Origin of the sequence: Shewanella sp. 10N.286.45.A1 (assembly GCF_041470405.1) — a bacterium.
Lineage (GTDB): Bacteria > Pseudomonadota > Gammaproteobacteria > Enterobacterales > Shewanellaceae > Shewanella.
In genome coordinates this window covers 39977-62308 of sequence record NZ_JBFRMK010000073.1, presented here as the reverse complement: position 1 = coordinate 62308, position 22332 = coordinate 39977, and the positions used below count along the sequence as shown (strand labels likewise).

Annotated in this window: 18 protein-coding genes and 1 pseudogene; 16 read left to right on the top strand and 3 right to left on the bottom strand. The window is 45.2% G+C overall.

Annotation, left to right across the window (positions count from 1 at the left end; genetic code table 11):
• From AB4238_RS06280 to AB4238_RS06270, 3 genes and pseudogenes are all read left to right on the top strand, one after another.
• A pseudogene (locus tag AB4238_RS06280) lies at positions 1 to 238 on the top strand (cell wall anchor protein); the annotation flags it as partial.
• A 12-nt stretch (positions 239 to 250) separates the two neighbouring features.
• Positions 251 to 1933, top strand: coding sequence for an MGH1-like glycoside hydrolase domain-containing protein (locus AB4238_RS06275; protein WP_372032267.1), 1683 nt, complete (start codon positions 251 to 253; stop codon positions 1931 to 1933).
• A 302-nt stretch (positions 1934 to 2235) separates the two neighbouring features.
• Positions 2236 to 5052 carry an immune inhibitor A domain-containing protein gene (locus AB4238_RS06270; RefSeq protein ID WP_372032265.1) on the top strand — a complete coding sequence of 939 codons (2817 nt, stop codon included), beginning with the start codon at positions 2236 to 2238 and terminating at the stop codon, positions 5050 to 5052.
• 34 nt (positions 5053 to 5086) lie between these two features.
• On the opposite strand, the gene AB4238_RS06265 is transcribed toward AB4238_RS06270, so the two are convergent.
• On the bottom strand, positions 5087 to 5656 hold the full coding sequence (locus AB4238_RS06265; protein ID WP_372032263.1) for a chorismate lyase: 570 nt from the start codon (positions 5654 to 5656) through the stop codon (positions 5087 to 5089).
• Between the two features lie 152 nt (positions 5657 to 5808).
• Between AB4238_RS06265 and AB4238_RS06260 the strand changes: the two genes are divergently transcribed.
• The 3 genes from AB4238_RS06260 (at position 5809) to AB4238_RS06250 (ending at position 8021) form a co-directional block, all read left to right on the top strand.
• A complete protein-coding gene (locus tag AB4238_RS06260) occupies positions 5809 to 6210 on the top strand; it encodes a flagellar basal body-associated protein FliL (protein WP_220737188.1) in 402 nt (133 codons plus the stop codon).
• A gap of 163 nt (positions 6211 to 6373) precedes the next feature.
• A complete protein-coding gene (gene rlmF, locus AB4238_RS06255) occupies positions 6374 to 7417 on the top strand; it encodes a 23S rRNA (adenine(1618)-N(6))-methyltransferase RlmF (RefSeq protein WP_372032262.1) in 1044 nt (347 codons plus the stop codon).
• 232 nt (positions 7418 to 7649) lie between these two features.
• Entirely contained in the window at positions 7650 to 8021 is a 372-nt protein-coding gene (locus tag AB4238_RS06250; RefSeq protein ID WP_372032260.1) for a DUF4440 domain-containing protein, read from the top strand.
• 29 nt (positions 8022 to 8050) lie between these two features.
• Here AB4238_RS06250 and AB4238_RS06245 read toward each other — a convergent pair whose 3' ends face one another.
• Both AB4238_RS06245 and AB4238_RS06240 read right to left on the bottom strand, forming a co-directional pair.
• On the bottom strand, positions 8051 to 8959 hold the full coding sequence (locus tag AB4238_RS06245) for a substrate-binding domain-containing protein (protein ID WP_371994199.1): 909 nt from the start codon (positions 8957 to 8959) through the stop codon (positions 8051 to 8053).
• Positions 8960 to 9007: 48 nt separating this feature from the next.
• Positions 9008 to 9835: a formate dehydrogenase accessory sulfurtransferase FdhD gene (locus AB4238_RS06240; protein ID WP_372032259.1), complete on the bottom strand. Its 828-nt coding sequence runs from the start codon at positions 9833 to 9835 to the stop codon at positions 9008 to 9010.
• 294 nt (positions 9836 to 10129) lie between these two features.
• Here AB4238_RS06240 and AB4238_RS06235 point away from each other — a divergent pair, with 294 nt between their 5' ends.
• From AB4238_RS06235 to AB4238_RS06190, 10 genes are all read left to right on the top strand, one after another.
• The gene (locus tag AB4238_RS06235; protein WP_372032258.1) at positions 10130 to 10600 is read left to right on the top strand and encodes a DUF3305 domain-containing protein; all 471 of its coding nucleotides are present in this window, start codon (positions 10130 to 10132) and stop codon (positions 10598 to 10600) included.
• The gene (locus AB4238_RS06230; RefSeq protein WP_372032257.1) at positions 10597 to 11214 is read left to right on the top strand and encodes a DUF3306 domain-containing protein; all 618 of its coding nucleotides are present in this window, start codon (positions 10597 to 10599) and stop codon (positions 11212 to 11214) included. Before AB4238_RS06235 ends, AB4238_RS06230 begins: the two co-directional genes overlap by 4 nt.
• 144 nt (positions 11215 to 11358) lie before the next feature.
• Entirely contained in the window at positions 11359 to 13038 is a 1680-nt protein-coding gene (locus AB4238_RS06225) for a 4Fe-4S binding protein (protein WP_372032256.1), read from the top strand.
• Positions 13039 to 13048: 10 nt separating this feature from the next.
• On the top strand, positions 13049 to 13714 hold the full coding sequence (locus AB4238_RS06220) for a molecular chaperone (RefSeq protein ID WP_372032254.1): 666 nt from the start codon (positions 13049 to 13051) through the stop codon (positions 13712 to 13714).
• A gap of 151 nt (positions 13715 to 13865) precedes the next feature.
• Positions 13866 to 14063, top strand: a complete 198-nt coding sequence (locus AB4238_RS06215; RefSeq protein ID WP_372032253.1) for a twin-arginine translocation signal domain-containing protein — start codon at positions 13866 to 13868, stop codon at positions 14061 to 14063.
• A gap of 35 nt (positions 14064 to 14098) precedes the next feature.
• A complete protein-coding gene (locus tag AB4238_RS06210) occupies positions 14099 to 16948 on the top strand; it encodes a formate dehydrogenase subunit alpha (RefSeq protein ID WP_372032251.1) in 2850 nt (949 codons plus the stop codon).
• Positions 16949 to 16974: 26 nt separating this feature from the next.
• Complete coding sequence (gene fdh3B, locus AB4238_RS06205) at positions 16975 to 17562, top strand: formate dehydrogenase FDH3 subunit beta (RefSeq protein ID WP_220737177.1); 588 nt, start codon at positions 16975 to 16977, stop codon at positions 17560 to 17562.
• Between the two features lie 50 nt (positions 17563 to 17612).
• On the top strand, positions 17613 to 18623 hold the full coding sequence (locus tag AB4238_RS06200; protein ID WP_372032249.1) for a formate dehydrogenase subunit gamma: 1011 nt from the start codon (positions 17613 to 17615) through the stop codon (positions 18621 to 18623).
• Between the two features lie 626 nt (positions 18624 to 19249).
• On the top strand, positions 19250 to 19447 hold the full coding sequence (locus AB4238_RS06195) for a twin-arginine translocation signal domain-containing protein (protein ID WP_101090110.1): 198 nt from the start codon (positions 19250 to 19252) through the stop codon (positions 19445 to 19447).
• A gap of 18 nt (positions 19448 to 19465) precedes the next feature.
• Entirely contained in the window at positions 19466 to 22321 is a 2856-nt protein-coding gene (locus AB4238_RS06190) for a molybdopterin-dependent oxidoreductase (protein ID WP_220737174.1), read from the top strand.
• The last annotated feature ends 11 nt before the right edge of the window (positions 22322 to 22332 follow it).

The following is a 22332-nucleotide window of genomic DNA, read 5'->3' as shown; positions in this document are numbered from 1 at the left end:
AATGCAATTGGTATTACACCTTAGTGACAGCTTGCAGAAATTGCAGTTGATTAATGTCACTACAGATGAGTTCATCTCTTTTGATAGTGCGGCGAGTATCGATATACACAGCCAGCCTGATGGATTAATGCAGACCTATATTTGGTCTGATAAGGAAGTCAGTTTAACACTCAGTTATAGCGATAACCGCACCGCCACAGTGATGACTGAGCTAACCAACCTTTCAAATCGTGAATAACAATGGCAGCTCGTGTGGCGAGGCCAACCTTTTGCTAGCCGCCCTGAGCAACCACAGCAATCACTTATAGCAGAGGTAGAAACAACTGATAACCATGTGAGTTGGTATTTTAAACCTGTAATGCAAACTTGGCGTATGCAATTGGCTGATGCACAGTATCAATTGTGGTTTGACCGTGACATGTTGATAAGAGTCAATGCCCAGTCAGGATACTTAGCTATCGCAAAGCCAGTCACGATCCCCGTTCAAAAATCTCATCTATTCAAAAGTGCACAACGTTACTTCCATACTGGCGAAGAGGAAAAAGCCCACGACGCTCCAGATTGGAGCTTGATAACACAACAGCTTGCGGCCAATACGCGCCGTAGGCAGGACAGATTGGATAAGCTAATTGATGGAGGCGACAAAACCGCTCGTCAACTTGCAGCGAAGAGCATGCAAACCATCATACATAACTGGCGCAGTCCAGCAGGTGCACTGCTACATGATGGCATAACCCCTTCAATTACCTACAAGTGGTTTAACGGCGCGTGGGCGTGGGATACCTGGAAACAGGCCGTTGCAGTAGCAAGATTTGAACCTGCATTGGCCAAATTGAACGTACTGGCGATGTTTGATTATCAACTTACTGAGCAAGATGAAGTGCGGCCACAAGATGCTGGCAACCTTCCCTATGCCATTTTCTATAATAAAGATCCACAGCGAGGGGGAGAGGGCGGCAACTGGAACGATCGCAATGGTAAGCCTCCATTAGCTGCTTGGGCGGTGTGGCAGACTTTCCAACAAGATGACGATATTGAATTCATTAAAGCGATGTATCCCGAACTGGTTGCTTACCATCAATGGTGGTATCGCAATCGTGATAATAATGACAATGGTTTAGCGGAGTATGGCGCTAATCTTCACCCCGCTCACATTAATGAAGATGGTTCAGTAAATGTTGAAGCTATTATCGAGGCCGCTGCGTGGGAGTCTGGCATGGATAATGCCCCGAGATTTGATGCGGACACTAGCTTACAGGTTTGGCAAAACCATCAAGCTGGCGAGTTAGTGGGCTACTCTGTATCACAAGAGTCTGTTGACCTGAATGCATATTTGTATGCTGAAAAGCGTTTTTTACAACAGATGGCTGAAGTACTTGAGCGTAATGCTGATATCCAAAAGTGGGATGTTGAGGCAGAGCGGCTAGCCAAGCAGATCCAAATGCAAATGTATGATCCAGAGTCGGGCTTCTTCTATGATATTCGCTATAGTGCGACAGGCAGCGAGCTGATGATCGATAAGGGTAAAGGCGTTGAAGGCTGGTTGCTATTATGGGCGGGTGTAGCTTCTAAAGCACAAGCTAAAATCATGGTTGAGCGACATCTCACTGCTAATGAGTTTGGCAGTAAAACTCCATTCCCAACCGTTAGTGTTGATAGTCCTAATTTTGCCGCAGCGCAATACTGGCGAGGTCCCGTTTGGTTAGAACAATCACTGTTTGTTTTACAAGGTCTTGCACGCTACGGCTATCACGAGCAGGCGCATTCATTAGTATTGCAATTAGTCACAGAGGGAGAGGGTATTATTGGTCAAAGCCCTAGCCGAGAAAACTATAACCCAATCACGGGCGAAGGCCTGCATTGCACTAATTTCAGTTGGTCAGCAACGGTACTATTACTGATCTATGACACTTGGTTGAAGCAAACGCAATAGTATTATAGAGACCGTTGATGAGCATGGGGCTAATGTTCACTTATTGATAAACCATGGTTATACCTGAGTGGTTAATCCATTTGCGCAATACAAGCGTGTAGCAATCTATTAACCATTTTTCGCTTTATTTTGGGTAGCTGTTCTATGTTGCAAACCTTTAATGGCATAAGATGTGGCGAAATAGATAAATAAAGTTGAAAACTATTTCGCAACAATGCGGTCTGATTGTTGATGAAGGGTTAACTTTTGTCTTTATTGCGTTGGCCATGCAGTTAGAAATATCATCAAATGGAGTCGATAACATGAAAGTTTTAGTCCGAAAAAGTGTCATTATTAGCTTTCTCGTTAGTAGCTTCTTTATGATGAATATCGCTTTCGCTGCGCCGTTGAATAGTATAACGGCTGATGCCAATATCGTTGATAAAGAGCGAGTGCTCTATTGGCTTATCAAACGAGGTGAGGTTGCTAGTAACGCCTCTAATGCAGAAAAAGAACAGGCTGTTGAAGCGTTTATTGCTCGCTCGAAAGGGCCTAAAAGGATATCCCTTCAAGAAGCTAGTTTTGAGGCTGCACGTGCTACAAAGGATAAACAAACTAATAAATTTGTCAGTTTTGCCGCACCGCAAGCACAATCGATTACTAATAAAACGGTCAAGGTATTAGCTGTCCTCGTTGATTTCCCCGATCTCCCCCATGATGATAACGGCCTGAGTAGTAGTGATACCTCTATGTATTACAGCTCTTATCCCGCAGAGCATTATAAAAATTTGTTGTTCTCGACTAACGGTTACGCTGGACCGTCTGGGCAAACGCTGATGACGGGATATGAATACTATCAAGCTGAATCCGGTGGGAGTTTCTTTTTTACAGGCGATGTCAAAGGTTGGTATCGCGCTGCGAATAACGCTGCGACTTACGGCGGTAATGACAGTACTGACAATGATATTGGCGCGCTTGATTTAGTGAAAGAGGCTTTAAGTGCAGCTGTGGCGCAGATGAGTAGTAGCGAACTGGCAACTTATGACATTGAAGATCCCTATGATATCAATGGTAACGGCAACTTTGATGAACCAGATGGCGCAATTGATCATGTGATGATATTCCACTCAAGTATTGGTGAGGAGACTGGCGGTGGCATGCTAGGTGCCGATGCCATTTGGTCCCATCGTGCATCTATTAACCCTTATACCATCCCTGGCAGTAGCATGATGCTGAGTAGTTATACTATTCAACCCATAGACGCAACATTGGGTGTATGTGTCCATGAGTTTGGTCATGATCTTGGGTTGCCAGACGAATACGATATTAGCGGTGAAGGCAAGGGTTCGCTTGTGGGCTTATGGTCTGTGATGGCTTCTGGTAGCTGGGGCGGGGCGATAAGAGGCACTGAGCCTACCGGGTTTAGTCCCTATGCGCGTTCGTACTTACAAGAGCGATATCAAGGTAATTGGGTCTCAGAGCAAAAAGTACAACTCAGTACATTAGATTCAAGCGGGCTGGATGTGGCGCTAGTTGAAGCGGTAAATCATGAGCAGGTCAACCAGATCTCTATGGCTGTTCCAGCTGCGCCATTAGCATTCACACCGCCCTACAACGGCGAGTATCAATTCTATTCAGAACAGGGCGACATGATCAATCATGCAATGTCATTTGATGTGGTTCTGCCGGCGGTAACCCCGTTAACATTGCTGATGAAGGCGCATTGGAATATAGAGCTTGATTATGACTATGCTCAGGTAATGGTTGATGGTACTGCATTGGCTGGTAATTACACCAAAGCAAGTAATCCGCAAAACTCCGCACGCAATATTATTACTGGAAAGTCGAGTACTCTCGCGGCGGCAGAGGGGAGTGAGGGCTGGGTTGAGTTGGAATATGACCTTAGTCCATATGCAGGTCGCACTGTGCGACTATCTATCAACTACGTGACCGATCAGGCGGTTGGTGATTATGGCATTGTGATTGACGATATCACCATTAATCAGGCTGAGACTCAAGTGCTGTTTGACGGCGCTGAAAATGCTACAGACACAGTATATGCAGGTTTTTTACGTGTTACTGATACTCGACCCGGTAAAGATCGCCGTTACATCGTGCAGTTACGAAGTCAGCAGGGGGTAGATAAAGGTTTACTCAGCCAGCGCTACGATCCGGGCGTATTACTCTGGTTTGAAAATGAAGATTACAACAGTAATGAAGTTAGCAAGCATGCAGGCTATAGCTTAATTGGCGTGGTGGATGCTGACCAAAACTTAATTGGTAGTTTAGCCACTGAAGTGCAAGTGCGTGATGCGGCATTTAGTTTGTTTAATCAGTCTTTCTATAGATCTGGAACGGTAGAAGATGAACATTTGTCAGGACATAAGCTGTTTGAAGATTCCACCGATTATTCGGCACCGCTGCAACCTGAATCGGGAATGGTACTGACCGAGCTTGGCATTTCAATGGAAGTGATGGCACAGGCTGAAGATAGCAGCACTGCTATGGTGAAGTTTAGCTACAAAGGTTTGGCTGTTGCACCGGGAGAGCTTAGCGCGACTATTTCTCAAAATCAGCAAGGAGGCCAGGTCACCTTTACCGCAAATGTCAGTGGCCGAGATGGAGATGGAGATTATCAGTATGCATGGGACTTTGGAGTCGACAATGCAGGTAGTACTATAGCAGCGCCAAGTTATACATATGCCAATGCAGGTAGCTACTTAGTGACACTTACTGTTACCGATGGCAACGGCACTGAATTCACTAATAGCACAACGGTTATAGTGCAAGCATCTCTTGACGTTGGGTTCACGTTTACTGTCAGTGATTTATCGGTCGCATTTATCAATACGTCATCTGGTGGAAGCGGCGAACTCAGCTATTTGTGGCAATTTGGCGATGGAGCAACAAGCACAGTTGCATCCCCATCACATAATTATACCGCTGGAAGCTATACCGTGACGCTAACAGTGACTGATGAACAAGGTCAAAGCGGTGTTATGACAGCTGCCATAAACGTTGCCGCTGCTGCGGATACAACCATCCAAAAGAGTAGTTCTGGCTCAGGTGGTGGTAGTTTAGGGATCTTATCGCTATTGCTGTTAAGCGTGTTTGCCGGTTATCGACGCCAGCAAGGTTAACGATTGCAAATAGAGTATATGCCTCAGCACGCAGTTATTGGCCGAGTGCAGTAATGGCTTGCTGAGCTGCTGGTAGAAATATCTCACTGACTATCAGCTGTTCTTGAGCGTGCTCGAAATAACGTCGGCGCCCCCAAAGTTCACCGCTGACATCTTGATCTAAAGATTGAGCGAGTTTAGCTATTTTGCTACAAGCTTCAAAATGTGCGACTTCGATTTTTCCAGGCGTAAACTCATCTTTCGAATAAAGTAATTCCCCGAGCGGTCTGACACCCAGTCCCAAAAAGTCTTGCTGTTTTATTTCCAGTAAGCGGCCAGGGATAAGTGTTCTAGCAAAAATCCAAGGTACGCCATCAAGCACTAATAATACTTCTCGGATCCAGACCTGTTGCTGTGTGGGGTATTCATCGGTCAGTGGTGATAATGTGTCTTCACCAAGCACTTTTACTTCAAACGCTTGGCATTGTGTTTTTAGTTTTTTAGTTAAACTGCCGCTACTTAAAAGCCAGTCTTTAAAAGGTGGAGAGGGCAAGTTGGTCATTTTGTCTGGTGAAATCCACTTAATTGATTCACCATAAGGAAAGCTTAACCTAGTCACAGTCATCTAATTCTCGGTACAATGCTAGAACCGAAGCAGTCTAGCATGCGAATGCCAACTCAGGTAGCCGTTGCTGGCTTGAACTGATGGGACTACTTGATAAGAAAACTGATTGAGAAGCTATCTCATCTTTTGTTGACGACGGAGTCATTTTTCAAATGAGAACATTTATTGCGATATTACTCTTAGGCCTGAGTAGCAGTTTCAGCCTATTTGCTGCAGACGAAAAGCCGCTAGAGGAGTACGCCTATTACGGTTTCGAGCCTGAAATCGTCACTAACTATATATCGAATCGAAACAAGCTAGGCTATGTTAGGCTTAGTGTTGAGTTAATGGTTAAAAAGCCAGAAGACTTGGTTAGTTTAGAAAGGCATGACCCTCTACTACGTGCGGCAATCGTAGAGATCTTAGGTAATCAAACCGAAGACAAGGTGAAATCGCTAACGGGTAAAGAGGAGATTAGGCGCGAATGCTATCAAATGGTCAATCGCCTGTTAGAGCAAGAAACCGGTAAAGAGTTGGTGGTGAACCTGCTGTTTACTAAATATCTGTACGATTAATCTCTGTCTATCCTGCTTGGAAATGCAGGATTCATTGGGAGCTTAATGAGCTTTAATAACAGTATTGATAACAACTAATGCTGACTCCCTTTGTAAGATCAATCACGCAGGTGAAAGCCCAATTATCTACCTCGTTATAGCCAATGTATTGCGCTGAGTGAACATGAATAAAACAGACAGTAATCTGACCTCAAATATCCCAGTTAAAGCGGCAGCAAGGCTAAACAAGGGAATGCACTCTCGTAACCTCCATAATACGGGTTATGATTTTGAAGCACTCATTGGCAGCTATAATGCGCTTAAGTCGTTTGTTAACCCCAATGATTTTGGCAACTTGTCGATAGACTTCTCCTCTCCTAATGCAGTTAAAGCTCTTAATACCGCCTTGCTTAAGTATCATTATGGCGTTGATTACTGGGATATTCCGCAGGGCTTCCTGTGTCCGCCGATACCAGGACGTGCTGATTACATACACCATATTGCAGATCTTTTAGCTGTAAAAAAAGCGTCTAAAAGCCAGATCCCTAAAGGTAACAAAATTAGCGCATTAGATATTGGTACTGGTGCAAACGTCATTTACCCGCTACTTGGAGTCCAATCATATGGGTGGCAATTTGTCGGTAGCGATGTTGATCCTGTATCCATAGATAATGCACAGCAGATATTTGCTCGAAACCCTAAAATAAGTCGAAAATTGAGTTGCCGCTTACAAAGAGATCCACAACATGTATTTAGTGGGATTATCAACCCAGACGATCGTTTTGATGTCACTTTGTGTAATCCACCTTTTCATGCATCGCTTGCCGAAGCCAATGCAGGCACAGCGAGAAAACTGACTAATTTGGCGGCCAACCGTGCCGCTAAATCGGGTCAAAAAGGGGCAACGAAACCAACCAATATAGATACTGCAGTCCTTAACTTTGGCGGCCAGAAAGCAGAACTTTGGTGTGATGGCGGTGAAAGGCAGTTTCTTCATAACATGATTAACGAAAGCCAATTATTTGCTAACCAATGTTTATGGTTCACCACTTTAGTTTCTAAAAAAGAAAATTTACAACCTGCCCAAGCTATGTTGCAGAAACTAAAAGTCCATGAGGTGAGGGTGATTGATATGCACCAAGGCAACAAAATCACCCGCATTTTAGCTTGGACTTTTTTAACGGCAGAGCAGCAGCTGTTATGGCAAAAATACCGTGAGTTGCGTTAGCAGAGCGCCGCAGTCTTCCCAATATTGCAACGGACTGCCAAAATAACTGGCTGAATGATTTCAATTTTTTAAAATCTTATCCTAAACTTATAGCAATATAACTGACTTGAATGGATTATTTGCTTAATGCGTAATACCTGTTATCAATTCAGTGGCATTTTTGTGTTCAATGTATGGGGATTGGCGCGCAACTGGCTCGAAGCGCAGTTATTTTAGTCGTCTGGGTAGCATTATGAACTTCAAGTTGGAAAACTTACTGGTTGAACTAGAGCTGTATTTGCAAAAGGCGGAGGTGAGATCGTCTCGGGCAGAATTAGAGCGCTTGATTAGTGATGACTTTTTGGAGTTTGCCGCTTCAGGATGCAGCTTTGGCAAGCGTGAAGTGTTATCACGCTTGCCAGATGAAAGGGCTCCATTAATTGAAACCAGCCACTTTGAAGTTAGAGAGTTGAGTGAAGGTGTCTGCCAGGTTCTCTATCGTGCTAAATTAAAAAAAGCAGATGAGAACATCACTAGTTTTTCTATGAGAAGCTCAATCTGGCGCAAACATAAAGATGTATGGCAAATGGTATTTCATCAAGGCACTGCTTGTAGACCATTTTGATGTTTTACTTCATCTTTTAGTCGGATGACTTATGCTTGTCCATTCCAAAGAATTTTTCCGCAGTCTGTTAAATCATAACCACCTAATGTTGCAGCTAGTTGCTGTGATTGGGGTTCAGCTAGTAAGTTGAATAACCGCTGCAACTGACGTCTAAAGTAGATCCCTTGCGGCATAACAAAGTCAAAAGACTCCGTCACTAACGGCACAAAGCTCAAGCCACTTTCAAGCGCAACAGACTGACAGCCAAACCCTATGTCAGCGTCATTACGAGCGATGTACCCAGCCAGTTCGCGCTCACTTTGGGCAACTAAACTTGAGTTTAATTGGTCAAATGTTGCTCCCTGCTTCATTAACCATTGCTCTAAATGTTGTTGGCTACCCGCACCTGCTTGTCTTGCTACCCAGCGCCAAGACTGTTGGGATATTTTGTCCAACTCTTGGCAACGATGATGCATATCGGCGCGCATCATTAGCCCTTGTTTACGGGTATAGCCGTGCACCATTACCCATTGTTGATGGTTTGCATATCCCTGCAGTAATGCTGGGTGGCGTACGCCACGCTCTTCAACACTACCCCAATGCAATGTACACACATCGGCATAGCCACGAGACAGCAGATCTAAGCCTAAACGAGAGCCTGTAGAGCTATAGCTGATCAGTTCACTCTTACCAACTTGCGACATCATGCGCGCAACGAGCATGGATAACAGTGGATCATCACTGCCTGTAATGTGCATCCGGTCGGAGAGCATACCACTATGGCAAGAATCCATCACCCAGCGGTCAATCAATATTTTAGGGAACAACCATTTACCGGTGATTTTGGTCGCAGGTAAAATACGGTCATTAGCCATCGAGTAAACTTTTTTCTCATTCAGATCTAAATACTCAGATACCTGTCTGGCACTCATGTAAATAAGTTCTGTAGGCTCAGTCATTTTGAATCCTTGTGGCAAAAAATCGTCTTAGCTTGTTGACGTGAATGACTAAATTGCATCGAATTCAATATTCTCAGCACCGTTATAAACCAAGAAATGACGACCTTTAGCTCGTGCAATCATAGTGATCCCGAGCTTTTGCGCGAGTTCTAGCCCCATTTGGGTTGCGCCGCTACGGGAAAGTAGCACTGGAATGCCCATTTTAGCGACTTTAATTACCATCTCAGAAGTGAGTCTCCCTGTGGTGTAAAACAGCTTGTTGTGGCCAAAATCTTGATTCAACCACATCTCCCCAGCTAGTGTGTCAACGGCATTATGGCGACCCACATCTTCAACGAAGCCTTTGATTTGATCACCTTGGCATAAACCGCAACCATGCACAGCTCCGGCATTTTTATAAGTTTCGTTATAGGCACTGATGTTTTTAAGTAGGCTATAGATCATGCTTTGTTTGATTTGAGGTGTCGGCAGATTTATTTCATCGAGACCTGCCATAAAGCCACCATAAACCGTGCCTTGACCGCAGCCTGAGGTGACGGTTTTTTCTGATAGTTTTTCATCTAAATCATCAGTCTTTTCACTGGTTAAAATCGCAGCTGAGTTAACATCCCAATCGACTATTACTGATTCAAGCTGACTTAAGTCAGATATAAAGCCTTGATTTTTAAGATAACCTAATGATAAAGCTTCGGCCCTAGCCCCTAAGGTCATTAACGTTACGATTGGGCGCCAGTTTAAATAAACAGTTAATGGGCGCTCACAAGCAATAAATTTGTCGACCTGTTCGCCTTTTTCATTGACGGCTTTGACCGCAATAGTTAGCGGTACTTCGGTGTCGGTTTTGATTAAAGTTGGGTTGCTCTTGTTTGCTGTCATAAGACCCGTCATCAGTTAAGGAATTTTAGTTACCGTTATTGGTAAGCAATATCTGTACCTAATTTTAGGGGGATATAAGTTAGCTACAGATCACACTTATGGGGTTGGTGTCGCCCATTTATGTCCTATTGTTGATTGCGTTCTGGACAAAATGTCCTAATCTTTGGTGGGAATAGTTGATCTAGTTCAAATTATTATATTGTTATTGTGTGGCACACATATTGCTTCACTAGAGGAGTATCTATTTAGTTGGACTGCCAACCAGGCAGCCATCTCAGGCAAGACGGAGACTGAATGCAACATACCGAAAGCCAATGGCCAATGTACGTTTCTCTTAAAAAAATTGAGAAGCAAGTCGGAAGATGGACCTCAGTACAGTGGGAAGTTGACCAAATGCTTCCTGCAACCCACGCCGCACCAGAAGGTGCAAAACTTGTCTTGCTTGAGCTGCATAAAGACGAGCGCGGTAGCTACCGTATCAATATCGACATGGATAACGCCATGTTATACATCGTTTGTGACGAAAACCTTGAAGGTGATTGGATCCCTGCAGCTATCTCAGCCGACCAAAATGTCGCTGCGGGTTGCCTAGAGGGTGACACCCCAGTGCTTAATATTCCAATGCCACAAGCTATCGCTTGCTGGATTGAAGCCTTTATTACTCGTCACGGTGAAGTTGAAATTAGAGCTCATCGTCGCCAGAAACATGTGAATCGCCGTAAAAATGAAGGTCCAAGCACTAACCATTTTGCAGGTAACTCATGAGTGGCTTACTGTCGCGCTGGAATCTGCGTCGACAAAAAGTAGAGCAGGAAGCTGAAGCAGAAATAGAAACCCCTGTTACTGTTGAAACACAGGTCGAAGCAGACGAGGCCGTAAAACAGCCAGCTTCAGCAGAAAATACGACTGCTGAAGTTGTTGAATCTGATGAGGCGCAGCTGCTTACTGCAGAGGATTTACCTGATCCGGAAAAAATTGAAGTCGGCGGCAGCTTTGCCAGCTTCATGGGGGCCAATGTTGACCCGGCGGCAAAATCTGCGGCGTTAAAAGCCCTCTGGAAGCAGCCACATTATAGCGAAATCGACGGTTTGCTCGAATACGCACTCGATTACAGTAATCAGCCTAAATTATCTGCGGAAGTGTCGGCTGAACTCGCAAAGAAAGTATTCCGCCATGTTGTTAAAGAAAAAGACGATGAGGAGGAGAACGAAGAAGCTTTGGCACTCGAGTCAGATGAGATGACCAGTACCGAAGAAACTGTTCAAGTTGAAGCTGTTAGCGATACCGAAATGGTATCGGACATTTTGGACGGGGATGATGAGCAACTGTCCCAAAATGAACCAGAACACCATGACGACACTAATAACAAAGTTGTTTAACGTCACTCTAGAGTGTTTTTAATTCCACAAATTTGGTATGTGAATTGCTGTACTTAAGGTAAAGCTGGCGCATTAATTTAGCGCATTATAATAAACAGCGACTCTACGTACAGAAACAGCCAAAGAACTGTTCAGGAACGCAATGTGAGCAATCGTGAAACGCAAGTTGGACTCAAAGAAGTTCGACAACAGGTCCTTGCTGGAACGCAGGTTATCCAAAACCTAATTCCACCGACCGTAAGCTACACCACCGAGGGCAATGTGCTCGTGATCGGGCCAGAAGATTTGGCTCGCTTAGCAGCCGACAAATTGTCCCATATGGGCAAGTGTGCCATTTTGGCTAACGAAGCCATCACTAGCCAAGATGAAGCTCATCTTGAGAAGGTGATGAATGCGGCTGAAGATGTTGAGAGCTTTTACAACAAGCTTATTGAAATCAAAGGCTTTCTCGGCCAGTTCCAGGTTAAAGTCGAAAATGAAGACAGTAATGCTGATTTAAGTGTTGTGGCGATTCGTAAGGCACACTTTGATCTAATCCTCGATTTAAGCATGAGCCCATGCATTAACTTAGAGATGCTACCACCAGGCTACTTTTACGTTGGCCAAGATGAAGCAAAGTTAGCTGATGCCTTAGCGCAACTGCCTGATCTTATTGGTGAGTTCGATAAGCCACGCTATATAAAGGTTAATAGCGAGATCTGTGCTCATAGTCGCAATGGTAACGAAGGCTGTAATCGTTGTTTGAATTTCTGCCCAGCAGATGCGATTGCTAGCGTAGAAAAGAAAATCGAAATCGACCCTTACCTATGTCATGGTGCAGGTAGCTGTACCAACGCTTGTCCTACTGGCGCAATCAGTTATGACCTGCCAACGCCCCAATCGATGCATAACTACCTTAATAAACTGGTGACACGCTTCCGTTCACAAGCGCAAGTAGCTCCAGTGGTGTTATTCCATGACATTGGCAAAGGTGCCGAGCTAATCACTGAGCAATTAGTGGGCGATATCATTCCTGTAGAGTTGGAAGAAATCACGGTTGCTAGTATCGATCATTGGATGTCGTCTCTTGCTTGGGGCGCTCGTCAAATCTTGATCCTGAATACTGACGCAACTGCGCCAACCTTAACCCAGATGCTTAATGGTGAACTAGCATTAGCCAATGACATCCTCGATGAGATGGGTCAGCCGCGCCGCATTAGTTTAATCACCGAAAACCACTTAACAGAAGCGGGTGCAGATGAGCTTGCTGAGTTACTCACCACGAGTGCTAGCTGGCCAGTGATTGTACCGGCAGAATTTAGCGCGACGACTAAGCGTGAAACCATTTTCGCTGCTGTCGACCACCTTAATGAGCAAGCGGCATCAGTCGATACTTGTTTGTCTCAAAGCAATATTCCTTACGGCCGAGTTAGTGTTAATGCTGAGAGCTGCACCTTGTGTATGTCTTGTGTCGCGACTTGTCCTACTGGTGCGTTAACCGACGGTGGTGACCTACCTGCACTACACTTTGTTGAACAAGACTGTGTGCAATGTGGTTTATGCGAAGCGGGTTGTCCTGAAAAAGTGATCAGCTTAACTCCGCAGGTTAATTTTGATAAAGCTGCTCGCCAAGAGCGTCAAACCCTACATGAGGAAGCCCCGTTTGAATGTATTAGTTGCGGCACACCGTTCGCAACCCAATCCATGGTCAAACGGATGATAGAAGTGGTAGGAACCCACAGTGCCTTCAGTGCCAACACTCAGCGTTTAAAAATGTGCGGCGACTGTCGAGTAAAAGACATGTTTGAAGACATTCTTCAAGATCCTGAAAAGCAACTGCGATAAGAGTTTAGCCATGACCGAATTAGTAAGAGAAGTTTCAGAAAATGACCAGCTAAGAGCCGATATTTATCAGTTATTAGCGGCACTATTACGTCGCCAGCCAAGCACCGAGTTATTGCAGTTCTTAGCAGGTTTAGATATTGACGCTAACGATGATAGCGACATGACTAAAGCTTGGGTTGGACTCAAGTTGGCGGCAGAACAGTTCACATCAGAGCAGCTAGAGGATGAGTATTTTAATATTTTCCTCGGTGTCGGTAGCGGTGAAATCCTACCTTACGGTAGCTGGTTCATGACTGGTTCACTGATGGATAAGCCATTAGCTTTATTGCGTAACGACCTTATGCAGCTTGGTTTTGAGCGTGAAGAGGAAGTTAAAGAACCAGAAGATCATGTTGCTGCATTATGCGAAGTGATGGGCACCTTGATTCTAGAGGCGCCGGGTTACCGCCAGCTAGCTTTCTATCAACGCCATATGGGCAGTTGGATAGCTCGTTTTTGTGATGCATTGGCAAAAACCCCAAGTGCGGCGTTTTATGCCACGGTAGCGGAACTTGCAAAAGCCTTTTTTGTTATCGAAGCCAATGAATTTGAACAGTTAAGTTTAAATATTCCAGTTAACTGCCCTGGTAGTGAAGCGGAAAAGATTGAACCAAGCACTAACGAATTAGCTTCATAAGTAATTTGTTGGTGTCAGCAGTATTTACGCCTGTTGAGCAATTAGCTTGGCAGGCGTAGACAAAAACAGGGAGTTATCCCTAACTTAATCGAGTGATGCGTTTAGCTACTTAAACCCATTATCTCAATATCTGTAATCCAAAGGAGACACTATGAAGAAGCAAGCTTCCGACATGGGTCGTCGTCAATTGCTAAAAGCATTGGCTATCGGCAGCGCCGCAGGCGTTGTGGCGACAGCGAGTGGTCAAGCAGTGGCTGCGACACCTGAAGCTGCACCTGCAGCAAAAGGCGATGGCTACCAAGAGTCCGATCATGTTCGTAGTTATTACGCCTCGTTACGCAGTAAATAAGCGTTTCGTAGTCAATAATTAAAGGAGAGTGTGTGATGCGATTAACCCGCAAAACAGACCAAGCAGCTACAAGTTCTAAGGCTGTCTTAGGTTTAAACCGCCGTCAATTCCTCAAGTCTGCGAGCCTCGCGACGGGTGGTATTGCTGCGGCATCAATGCTTGGCGCAGGAATGATGCGTAAAGCAGAAGCAAAAGATGTCCCATACAGCGCGCCAACTGAAGTAAAACGTACTATCTGTTCTCACTGTTCAGTGGGCTGTGGTATTTATGCTGAAGTTCAAAATGGTGTATGGACAGGGCAAGAGCCAGCGTTTGACCATCCATTTAACGCAGGTGGACACTGTGCAAAAGGTGCTGCACTGCGTGAGCACGGCCATGGTGAAAAACGTCTTAAATATCCAATGAAGCTAGAAGGCGGAAAGTGGAAGCGTCTTTCATGGGATCAAGCCATTGAAGAAGTTGGCCAACAAGCGTTAGATATCCGTAAAGAATCAGGTCCAGATTCAGTATTCTTCATGGGTAGCGCAAAGTTCTCTAATGAACAAGCATATATGTATCGCAAATTTGCTGCGATGTGGGGCACGAACAACGTCGACCACTCTGCACGTATTTGTCACTCTACCACTGTAGCCGGTGTTGCAAACACTTGGGGCTATGGTGCGCAAACCAACTCTTTCAACGATATGCGTAACTCTAAAGCCATGCTGTTTATTGGCTCTAACCCTTGTGAAGCTCACCCAGTTGCAATGCAACATATCTTGGAAGGTAAAGAGCGCGGCGCGAAAATTATCGTTGTCGACCCTCGATTCACCCGAACTGCAGCTAAGTCTGACGAGTTCGTGCATATTCGCCCTGGTACCGATATTCCGTTCATTTATGGTCTGTTATGGCACATTTTTGAAAATGGCTGGGAAGATAAAAGTTTCATTGCTGAGCGTGTTTACGGTATGGAACGTATCCGCGAAGAAGTTAAGAAATATGATCCTGCTGAAGTTGAAAATGTTGCAGGTGTTCCGAAAGAGCAGATGTACCGCGTGGCTAAGCTTTTAGCTGAAACCAAACCGGGTACGATTGTTTGGTGTATGGGTGGTACTCAGCATCACGTCGGTAACGCCAACACTCGTTCGTACTGTATCCTTCAGTTAGCCCTGGGTAACATGGGGGTTTCAGGTGGTGGTACTAACATTTTCCGTGGTCACGATAACGTGCAAGGTGCAACTGACTTTGGTCTATTGTTCGATACGCTACCTGGTTACTACGGTCTTAAGACGGGTTCTTGGAAGCACTGGTGTAAAGTTTGGGACTTAGATTATGAGTGGGTTAAGAACCGCTTTGATCAAGAGCAGCGTCTAGGCCAAGACCCAATGACATCAACAGGTATTCCATGTTCACGTTGGCATGATGGTGTACTTGAAGACAAATCTAAGATTGCGCAGAAAGATAACATTCGTATGTCATTCTTCTGGGGCCAATCAGTTAACACTGAAACTCGTGGTCGTGAAGTGCGTGAAGCATTGAACAAGATGGATACAGTGGTTGTTGTGGATCCATTCCCAACAATGGCAGGTGTTATGCACGAGCGCACTGATGGCGTTTACTTACTACCCGCATCCACTCAGTTTGAAACTTACGGTTCTGTGTCAGCGTCTAACCGCTCACTGCAGTGGCGTTCACAAGTTATTGAACCACTATTCGAGTCTAAGCCTGACCATGTGATCATGTACAAGCTAGCGAAGAAATGGGGTATCGAAGGTGAATTCTGTAAGCATATTAAAGTGAATGGCGATGAGCCATTGATTGAAGATATGACCCGTGAATTCAACCGTGGTATGTGGACCATTGGTTACACCGGCCAAAGCCCTGAACGCTTAAAGATGCACCAAGAAAACTGGGGCACTTTCGATATTAAATCGCTTGAAGCACCAGGTGGTCCAGCGCGAGGCGAGACTTACGGGTTGCCTTGGCCTTGTTGGGGCACGCCAGAGATGAAACATCCTGGTTCTCAGATCTTGTACCGTACTGGTCGTGAAGTTAAAAACGGTGGTGGTAACTTCCGTGCACGTTATGGTGTTGAACATAACGGCGTTAACATTCTGGCTGAAGGTTCTTACTCGAAGGGCAGTGAAATCCAAGATGGTTATCCAGAGTTTACTGACAAGATGCTTAAGCAACTTGGCTGGTGGGATGATCTAACTGCTGAAGAGAAAGTGGATGCGGAAGGTAAGAACTGGAAAACTGATGTTTCCGGTGGTATTCAGCGAGTGGCAATTAAGCATGGTTGTATGCCTTACGGTAACGCAAAAGCGCGTTGTATCGTATGGAACTTCCCTGATGATATTCCATTGCATCGTGAGCCACTTTATACGCCGCGTCGTGACTTGGTTGCTAAGTACCCAACGTACGAAGATCGCATGGTTGCACGCCTACCAACCCTTTATAAGTCTATTCAAGATAAAGATTTTGCTAAGGACTTCCCACTAGCAGTGACAACGGGTCGACTGGTTGAGTACGAAGGTGGTGGTGAAGAAACACGTTCTAACCCATGGCTTGCAGAATTACAGCAAGAGATGTTTATCGAGATCAACCCTGCCGATGCAGCGGATCGCGGTCTACGTGATGGTGATGATGTGTTCGTTCATAGCCCTGAAGGGGCAAAAATCACAGTTAAGGCGATGGTAACTCCACGAGTTATCGCTGGTGAGTGTTTCATGCCATACCACTTTGCGGGTGTATTCGAAGGCAAGAGCCTAGAGAAGAACTATCCAGAAGGTACAGTTCCTTACGTTATTGGCGAAGCAGCCAATACTGTAATGACCTACGGTTATGACGTTGTGACTCAGATGCAAGAGACTAAGTCTAGCTTGTGTCAGATCAGCAAAGCCTAATTAACTTGATGAGGAGATAAGCCATTATGGCAGTCATGAAATTCTTATGTGACACCAAACGCTGCATCGAGTGTAACGGTTGTGTCACTGCTTGTAAAAACGAAAACGATGCCGCGCTAGAGTGGGGCATTCAACGTCGTCGCGTAGTTACCATCAATGATGGTGAGCCAGGTGAAGCGTCAATTTCAGTGGCATGTATGCACTGTACTGATGCACCTTGTATGGCAGTCTGTCCAGCAGATTGTTTCTACCGTACTGAAGACGGGATTGTACTACACGATAAAGACACCTGTATCGGTTGTGGTTACTGCTTCTATGCATGTCCTTTCGGAGCGCCTCAGTTCCCTAAGAAGACTGCATTTGGTAGTCGCGGCAAAATGGATAAGTGTACTTTCTGTGCCGGCGGCCCAGAAGAGACACATTCAGATGCGGAGCGTCAGAAGTATGGAGCAAACCGTATTGCCGAAGGTAAACTACCTATGTGTGCAGAGCTTTGTTCAACAAAAGCGCTGTTAGCGGGTGATGCCGGCGTCGTATCTGATATCTACCGTGAGCGTATTGCTGCTAGAGGCAACCCTGGTGCGATATGGGGTTATACCCCAACGACTGGCTAGGGCTGAATAGGGTTATGCACCTTGGTGCATAACCCAATTAAGGAGTGAATATGTCTATGAAATCACTGCGCAGCTTGTTCGCAATGCTAGTTATCCCGCTCGTGTTATCGATGGGACTAGGATTGAGTACATCAGCAATAGCAGCGGATGATCAAAATAGCCAGCAGCAAGCGGGTAAAACCAGCGAAGCTGATCTTTGGCGCGCGGTAAAAGCGGGTGACTCAGGTTTTACAACTGCTCAAGGAATTGAGCCAGGTGTGCTGATCAATGTTGCCGGTAACCAAGGCAAGGATGTTAGAAACCAGTATTTAACTCCCGTTATGGGGCTCACCGTTGTCGGTGTGTTTGTTGCGTTTCTATTTTTCTACCTAGTGAATGGCCCTTCTAAACTAAGTAAGGGTTTTTCAGGCAAAATGGTACTACGTTGGACCAAAGCTGATTTGTGGATCCATTGGGTATTAGCGTCATCTTGTATGGTGTTGATTTTCACTGGTCTTAACATCATGTTAGGTAAACATGTGCTGCAACCGTATATCGGAGAAGGCCTGTGGGCTAGCCTGATTTATGGTAGTAAGTTCATTCATGACTGGGTTGGACCTGTATTTATTGTATCTTGGGTTCTATGTGTTGTGAAATGGATGCCTATGCAGACTTTCAAGATGTACGATCTTAAATGGTTCCTAGTCGTTGGTGGTTACATCAATTTTGGCCCATTTAAAGGTCAGCATCCTGATAGTGGTTTTGCTAACGCTGGTGAGAAGATGTGGTTTTGGTCATTAACTATATTCGGCTTATTTATTGCCGCTTCTGGATTAATGTTGGTATTGCCAGGTCTTGATCTACCGCGTGAAGCTTCAATGGCTGCACTGTTGATCCATGCAATTAGTGCCATCATTATTATCGCCTTTACTATTGTCCATATTTGGATGGCAACGGTACTGAGTGAAGGTGGTATGGAGTGTATGGTGTCTGGTTACTGTGATGAAAACTGGGCTGCACAGCACCACAATGTTTGGTACGACGAAATCAAAGAGAACAACTCTATTGTCTATAAAGATTAATTAGAGCTCGTTGATAAAAATGCCTCGACAGTGTCGAGGCATTTTTGTTTTTTACATTGGAAAAATCGGATTTGTCTTGAATAATAATGGCATTGCCAAGTCGACGTATTAGCATGAAAAACTCACCCAGAAATCACGCAATTTACCGCCCCTTAATCATCGATTTTTTGCAGTTATTATAAGAGAGTAATTTTAAGCCATATTTGCCGTTCAAATTTACCTGTTTAATGCCCTTGAAAAATGTGTCGGCTGACTACTTACTGCTAATCATTCTCAGTTGTTCGTGCTTAATAACCTGCTGTAGTTGTTACATGTTGTTAAACATTTTTTGCACCACTTTGGCGTCAAATTTAGCGGCGTTTATCAATCTGCTTTTGACAAACATGTTCTGCTTAACACTTCTTAGTAAATCTGCTCATATCCGCCGTTTTTACCCTGTTTAGATCAACTTTTATAACTACATTTTTCTTTATATTTAGCGGGCAATTTGTTGGGTGTTTTTTATCGATGGATATGGTCCATTTTTTAAGGTCACTTATTAACATGCTGTTAACGCGGCAGACGTGGCAAAAAGTATAAAGCACCTTGATATATAACCAGAGTATTCCGTTCTACCAGGAGTAAAGATGAAGAAGCAACAGCCTGATCTGAACCGCAGATCTTTGCTGAAAGCGCTCACCATTGGTGGCACCGCAGGTGTCGCAATCGCCGCAACAGGCGTGAGTGTAGCTCAAGCAAGTGAAAACAATGTCAGCACTAAGAGTGCAAATGGCTATCAAGAAACTGCACACGTTCGCAGTTATTACAATAGCTTACGCGGCTAGTTTAGGAGAATTTAAGCGATGCAATTAACTCGCAAATCCAACGCGGCACCTACTGTAGAGAAAAAAACTCTAGGTATTAGCCGTCGTCAATTTATGAAGCATGCTGGTATCACATCTGGTGGTATTGCTGCAGCTTCGTTACTGGGTACAGGCATGATGCGTAAAGCAGAAGCCAAAGATATCCCACATGATGCACCAACTGAGATCAAGCGTACTGTATGTAGTGCTTGTGCTGTCGGTTGTGGTTTATACGCAGAAGTACAAAATGGCGTATGGACAGGTCAAGAGCCAGCTTTCGACCACCCATTCAACGCAGGCGGTCACTGCGCTAAAGGTGCTGCACTACGTGAACATGGTCACGGTGAGAAGCGTCTTAAGTACCCAATGAAGCTTGTTGATGGCAAGTGGAAGAAACTATCTTGGGAGCAAGCTTTTAACGAAGTTGGCGACCAAATGCTAGATATCCGTAAAGAGTCTGGTCCAGATTCACTTTACTTTATGGGTAGTGCTAAGTTCTCGAACGAAGGCTGCTACATGTACCGTAAATTTGCGGCAATGTGGGGCACCAACAACGTCGATCACTCTGCACGTATTTGTCACTCTACCACGGTAGCCGGTGTTGCTAACACTTGGGGTTACGGTGCGCAAACCAACTCTTTCAACGATATCCAGAATGCAAATGCAATCTTCTTCATCGGTGCAAACCCGGCTGAAGCGCATCCAGTTGCGATGCAGCATATCTTGATCGCGAAAGAGAAAAACAACGCGAAGATTATTGTTGTTGATCCACGCTTCTCACGTACTGCAGCGCACGCTGACCTACATTGTGGTCTACGTCCTGGTACTGATATTCCATTCATCTACGGTATGCTTTGGCATATCTTCGAAAACGGTTGGGAAGATAAGACATTTATCGAGCAACGTGTATTCGAAATGGAATCAATTCGCGAAGAAGTGAAGAAGTTCCCACCTAAAGAAGTGGCGAACATCACAGGTTGTAGCGAAGAAGAAGTTTACCAAGCAGCTAAGATGATGGCCGATAACCGTCCTGGTACTGTTGTTTGGTGTATGGGTGGTACTCAGCATCACGTCGGTAATGCTAACACTCGTGCTTACTGTATCCTTCAATTAGCGCTAGGTAACATGGGCGTTAAAGGCGGCGGAACAAACATTTTCCGTGGTCACGATAACGTACAGGGCGCAACTGACTTAGGTCTATTGTTCGATACGCTACCGGGTTACTACGGTCTTAAGACGGGTTCTTGGAAACATTGGAGCCACGTTTGGGATCTAGAATTTGATTGGGTTAAGAACCGCTTCGATCAAAACGAATACTTAGGTCGTGTTCCAATGAACACCCCTGGTATTCCTTGTTCTCGCTGGCATGATGGTGTTTTAGAAACGCCTGAAAAACTAGCACAGAAAGATCGCGTTCGTATGGCATTCTTCTGGGGCCAATCAGTTAACACTGAAACTCGTCAACGTGATGTGCGTGAAGCACTAGACAAGATGGACACTGTAGTTGTTGTGGATCCTTTCCCAACAATGGCGGGTGTTATGCATCGTCGTCAAAATGGTGTTTACCTGCTACCGGCTGCTACTCAGTTTGAAACTGAAGGTTCAGTATCTAACTCTGGCCGTAGCCAGCAGTGGCGTGAAAAGGTTATCGAACCATTATTCGAATCTAAAACTGACCTTGAGATCATGTACCGTCTTTCTCAAAAGCTTGGTTTTGCAGACGAGTTCACTAAGCGTATCGCTAAAGACGCAAATGATGTACTTGTGATTGAAGACATTACTCGCGAAATTAACCGCGGTATGTGGACAATTGGTATGTCAGGTCAAAGCCCTGAGCGTCTTAAAATGCACACTCAAAACTGGGGTACATTTAGCAACAAGACTCTTGAAGCTGCTGGTGGCCCTGCTAAAGGTGATACCTACGGTCTACCTTGGCCTTGTTGGGGTACTCCAGAGCAGAAGCATCCAGGTACTCAGATCCTGTATAACACACACAAGCATGTGCTTGAGGGTGGCGGTAACTTCCGTGCTCGTTACGGTGTTGAGTACAAAGGTAAGAACCTACTTGCTGAGGGCAGCTTCTCTAAAGGCGCCGAAATCCAAGACGGTTACCCAGAATTCACCGCTGACATGCTTAAGCAGCTTGGCTGGTGGGACGATCTTACAGCTGAAGAGAAAGTTGAAGCTGAAGGTAGAAACTGGAAGACCGATATCTCTGGTGGTATCCAGCGTGTTGCTATGAAGCACGGTTGTATCCCATACGGTAACGCTAAAGCGCGTTGTATTGTTTGGACTTTCCCTGACCAAGTACCTGTTCACCGTGAGCCGCTTTACACGCCACGCCGTGATCTTGTGTCTAAGTACCCAACATATGACGATATGCAAGTTCATCGTCTACCGACGCTGTACAAGTCAATCCAAGAGAAAGACACTGCAGCTAAGTACCCACTAGGCCTGACTTCTGGTCGTCTAGTTGAGTATGAAGGTGGTGGTGAAGAGTCTCGTTCAAACCCATGGTTGGCTGAACTTCAACAAGAGATGTTTGTTGAAATGAACCCTGCTGATGCGGCTGATCGCGCAATTCGCGACGGAGACACAGTATGGCTAGAGGGTGCTGAAGGTGGTCGTATTAAGATCAAGGCAATGGTCACTCCACGCGTTAAGCCTGGTGTAACTTGGATGCCTTACCACTTCGCGGGTGAGATGCACGGTGAAAGCCTTGCGCCTAACTACCCTGAAGGCACTGTTCCTTACGTTATCGGTGAATCAGCTAACACTGCATTGACTTATGGTTATGACCCTGTGACTCAGATGCAGGAAACCAAGGCATCGCTTTGTCAGATCGTTAAAGCGTAATTGCAGAATTA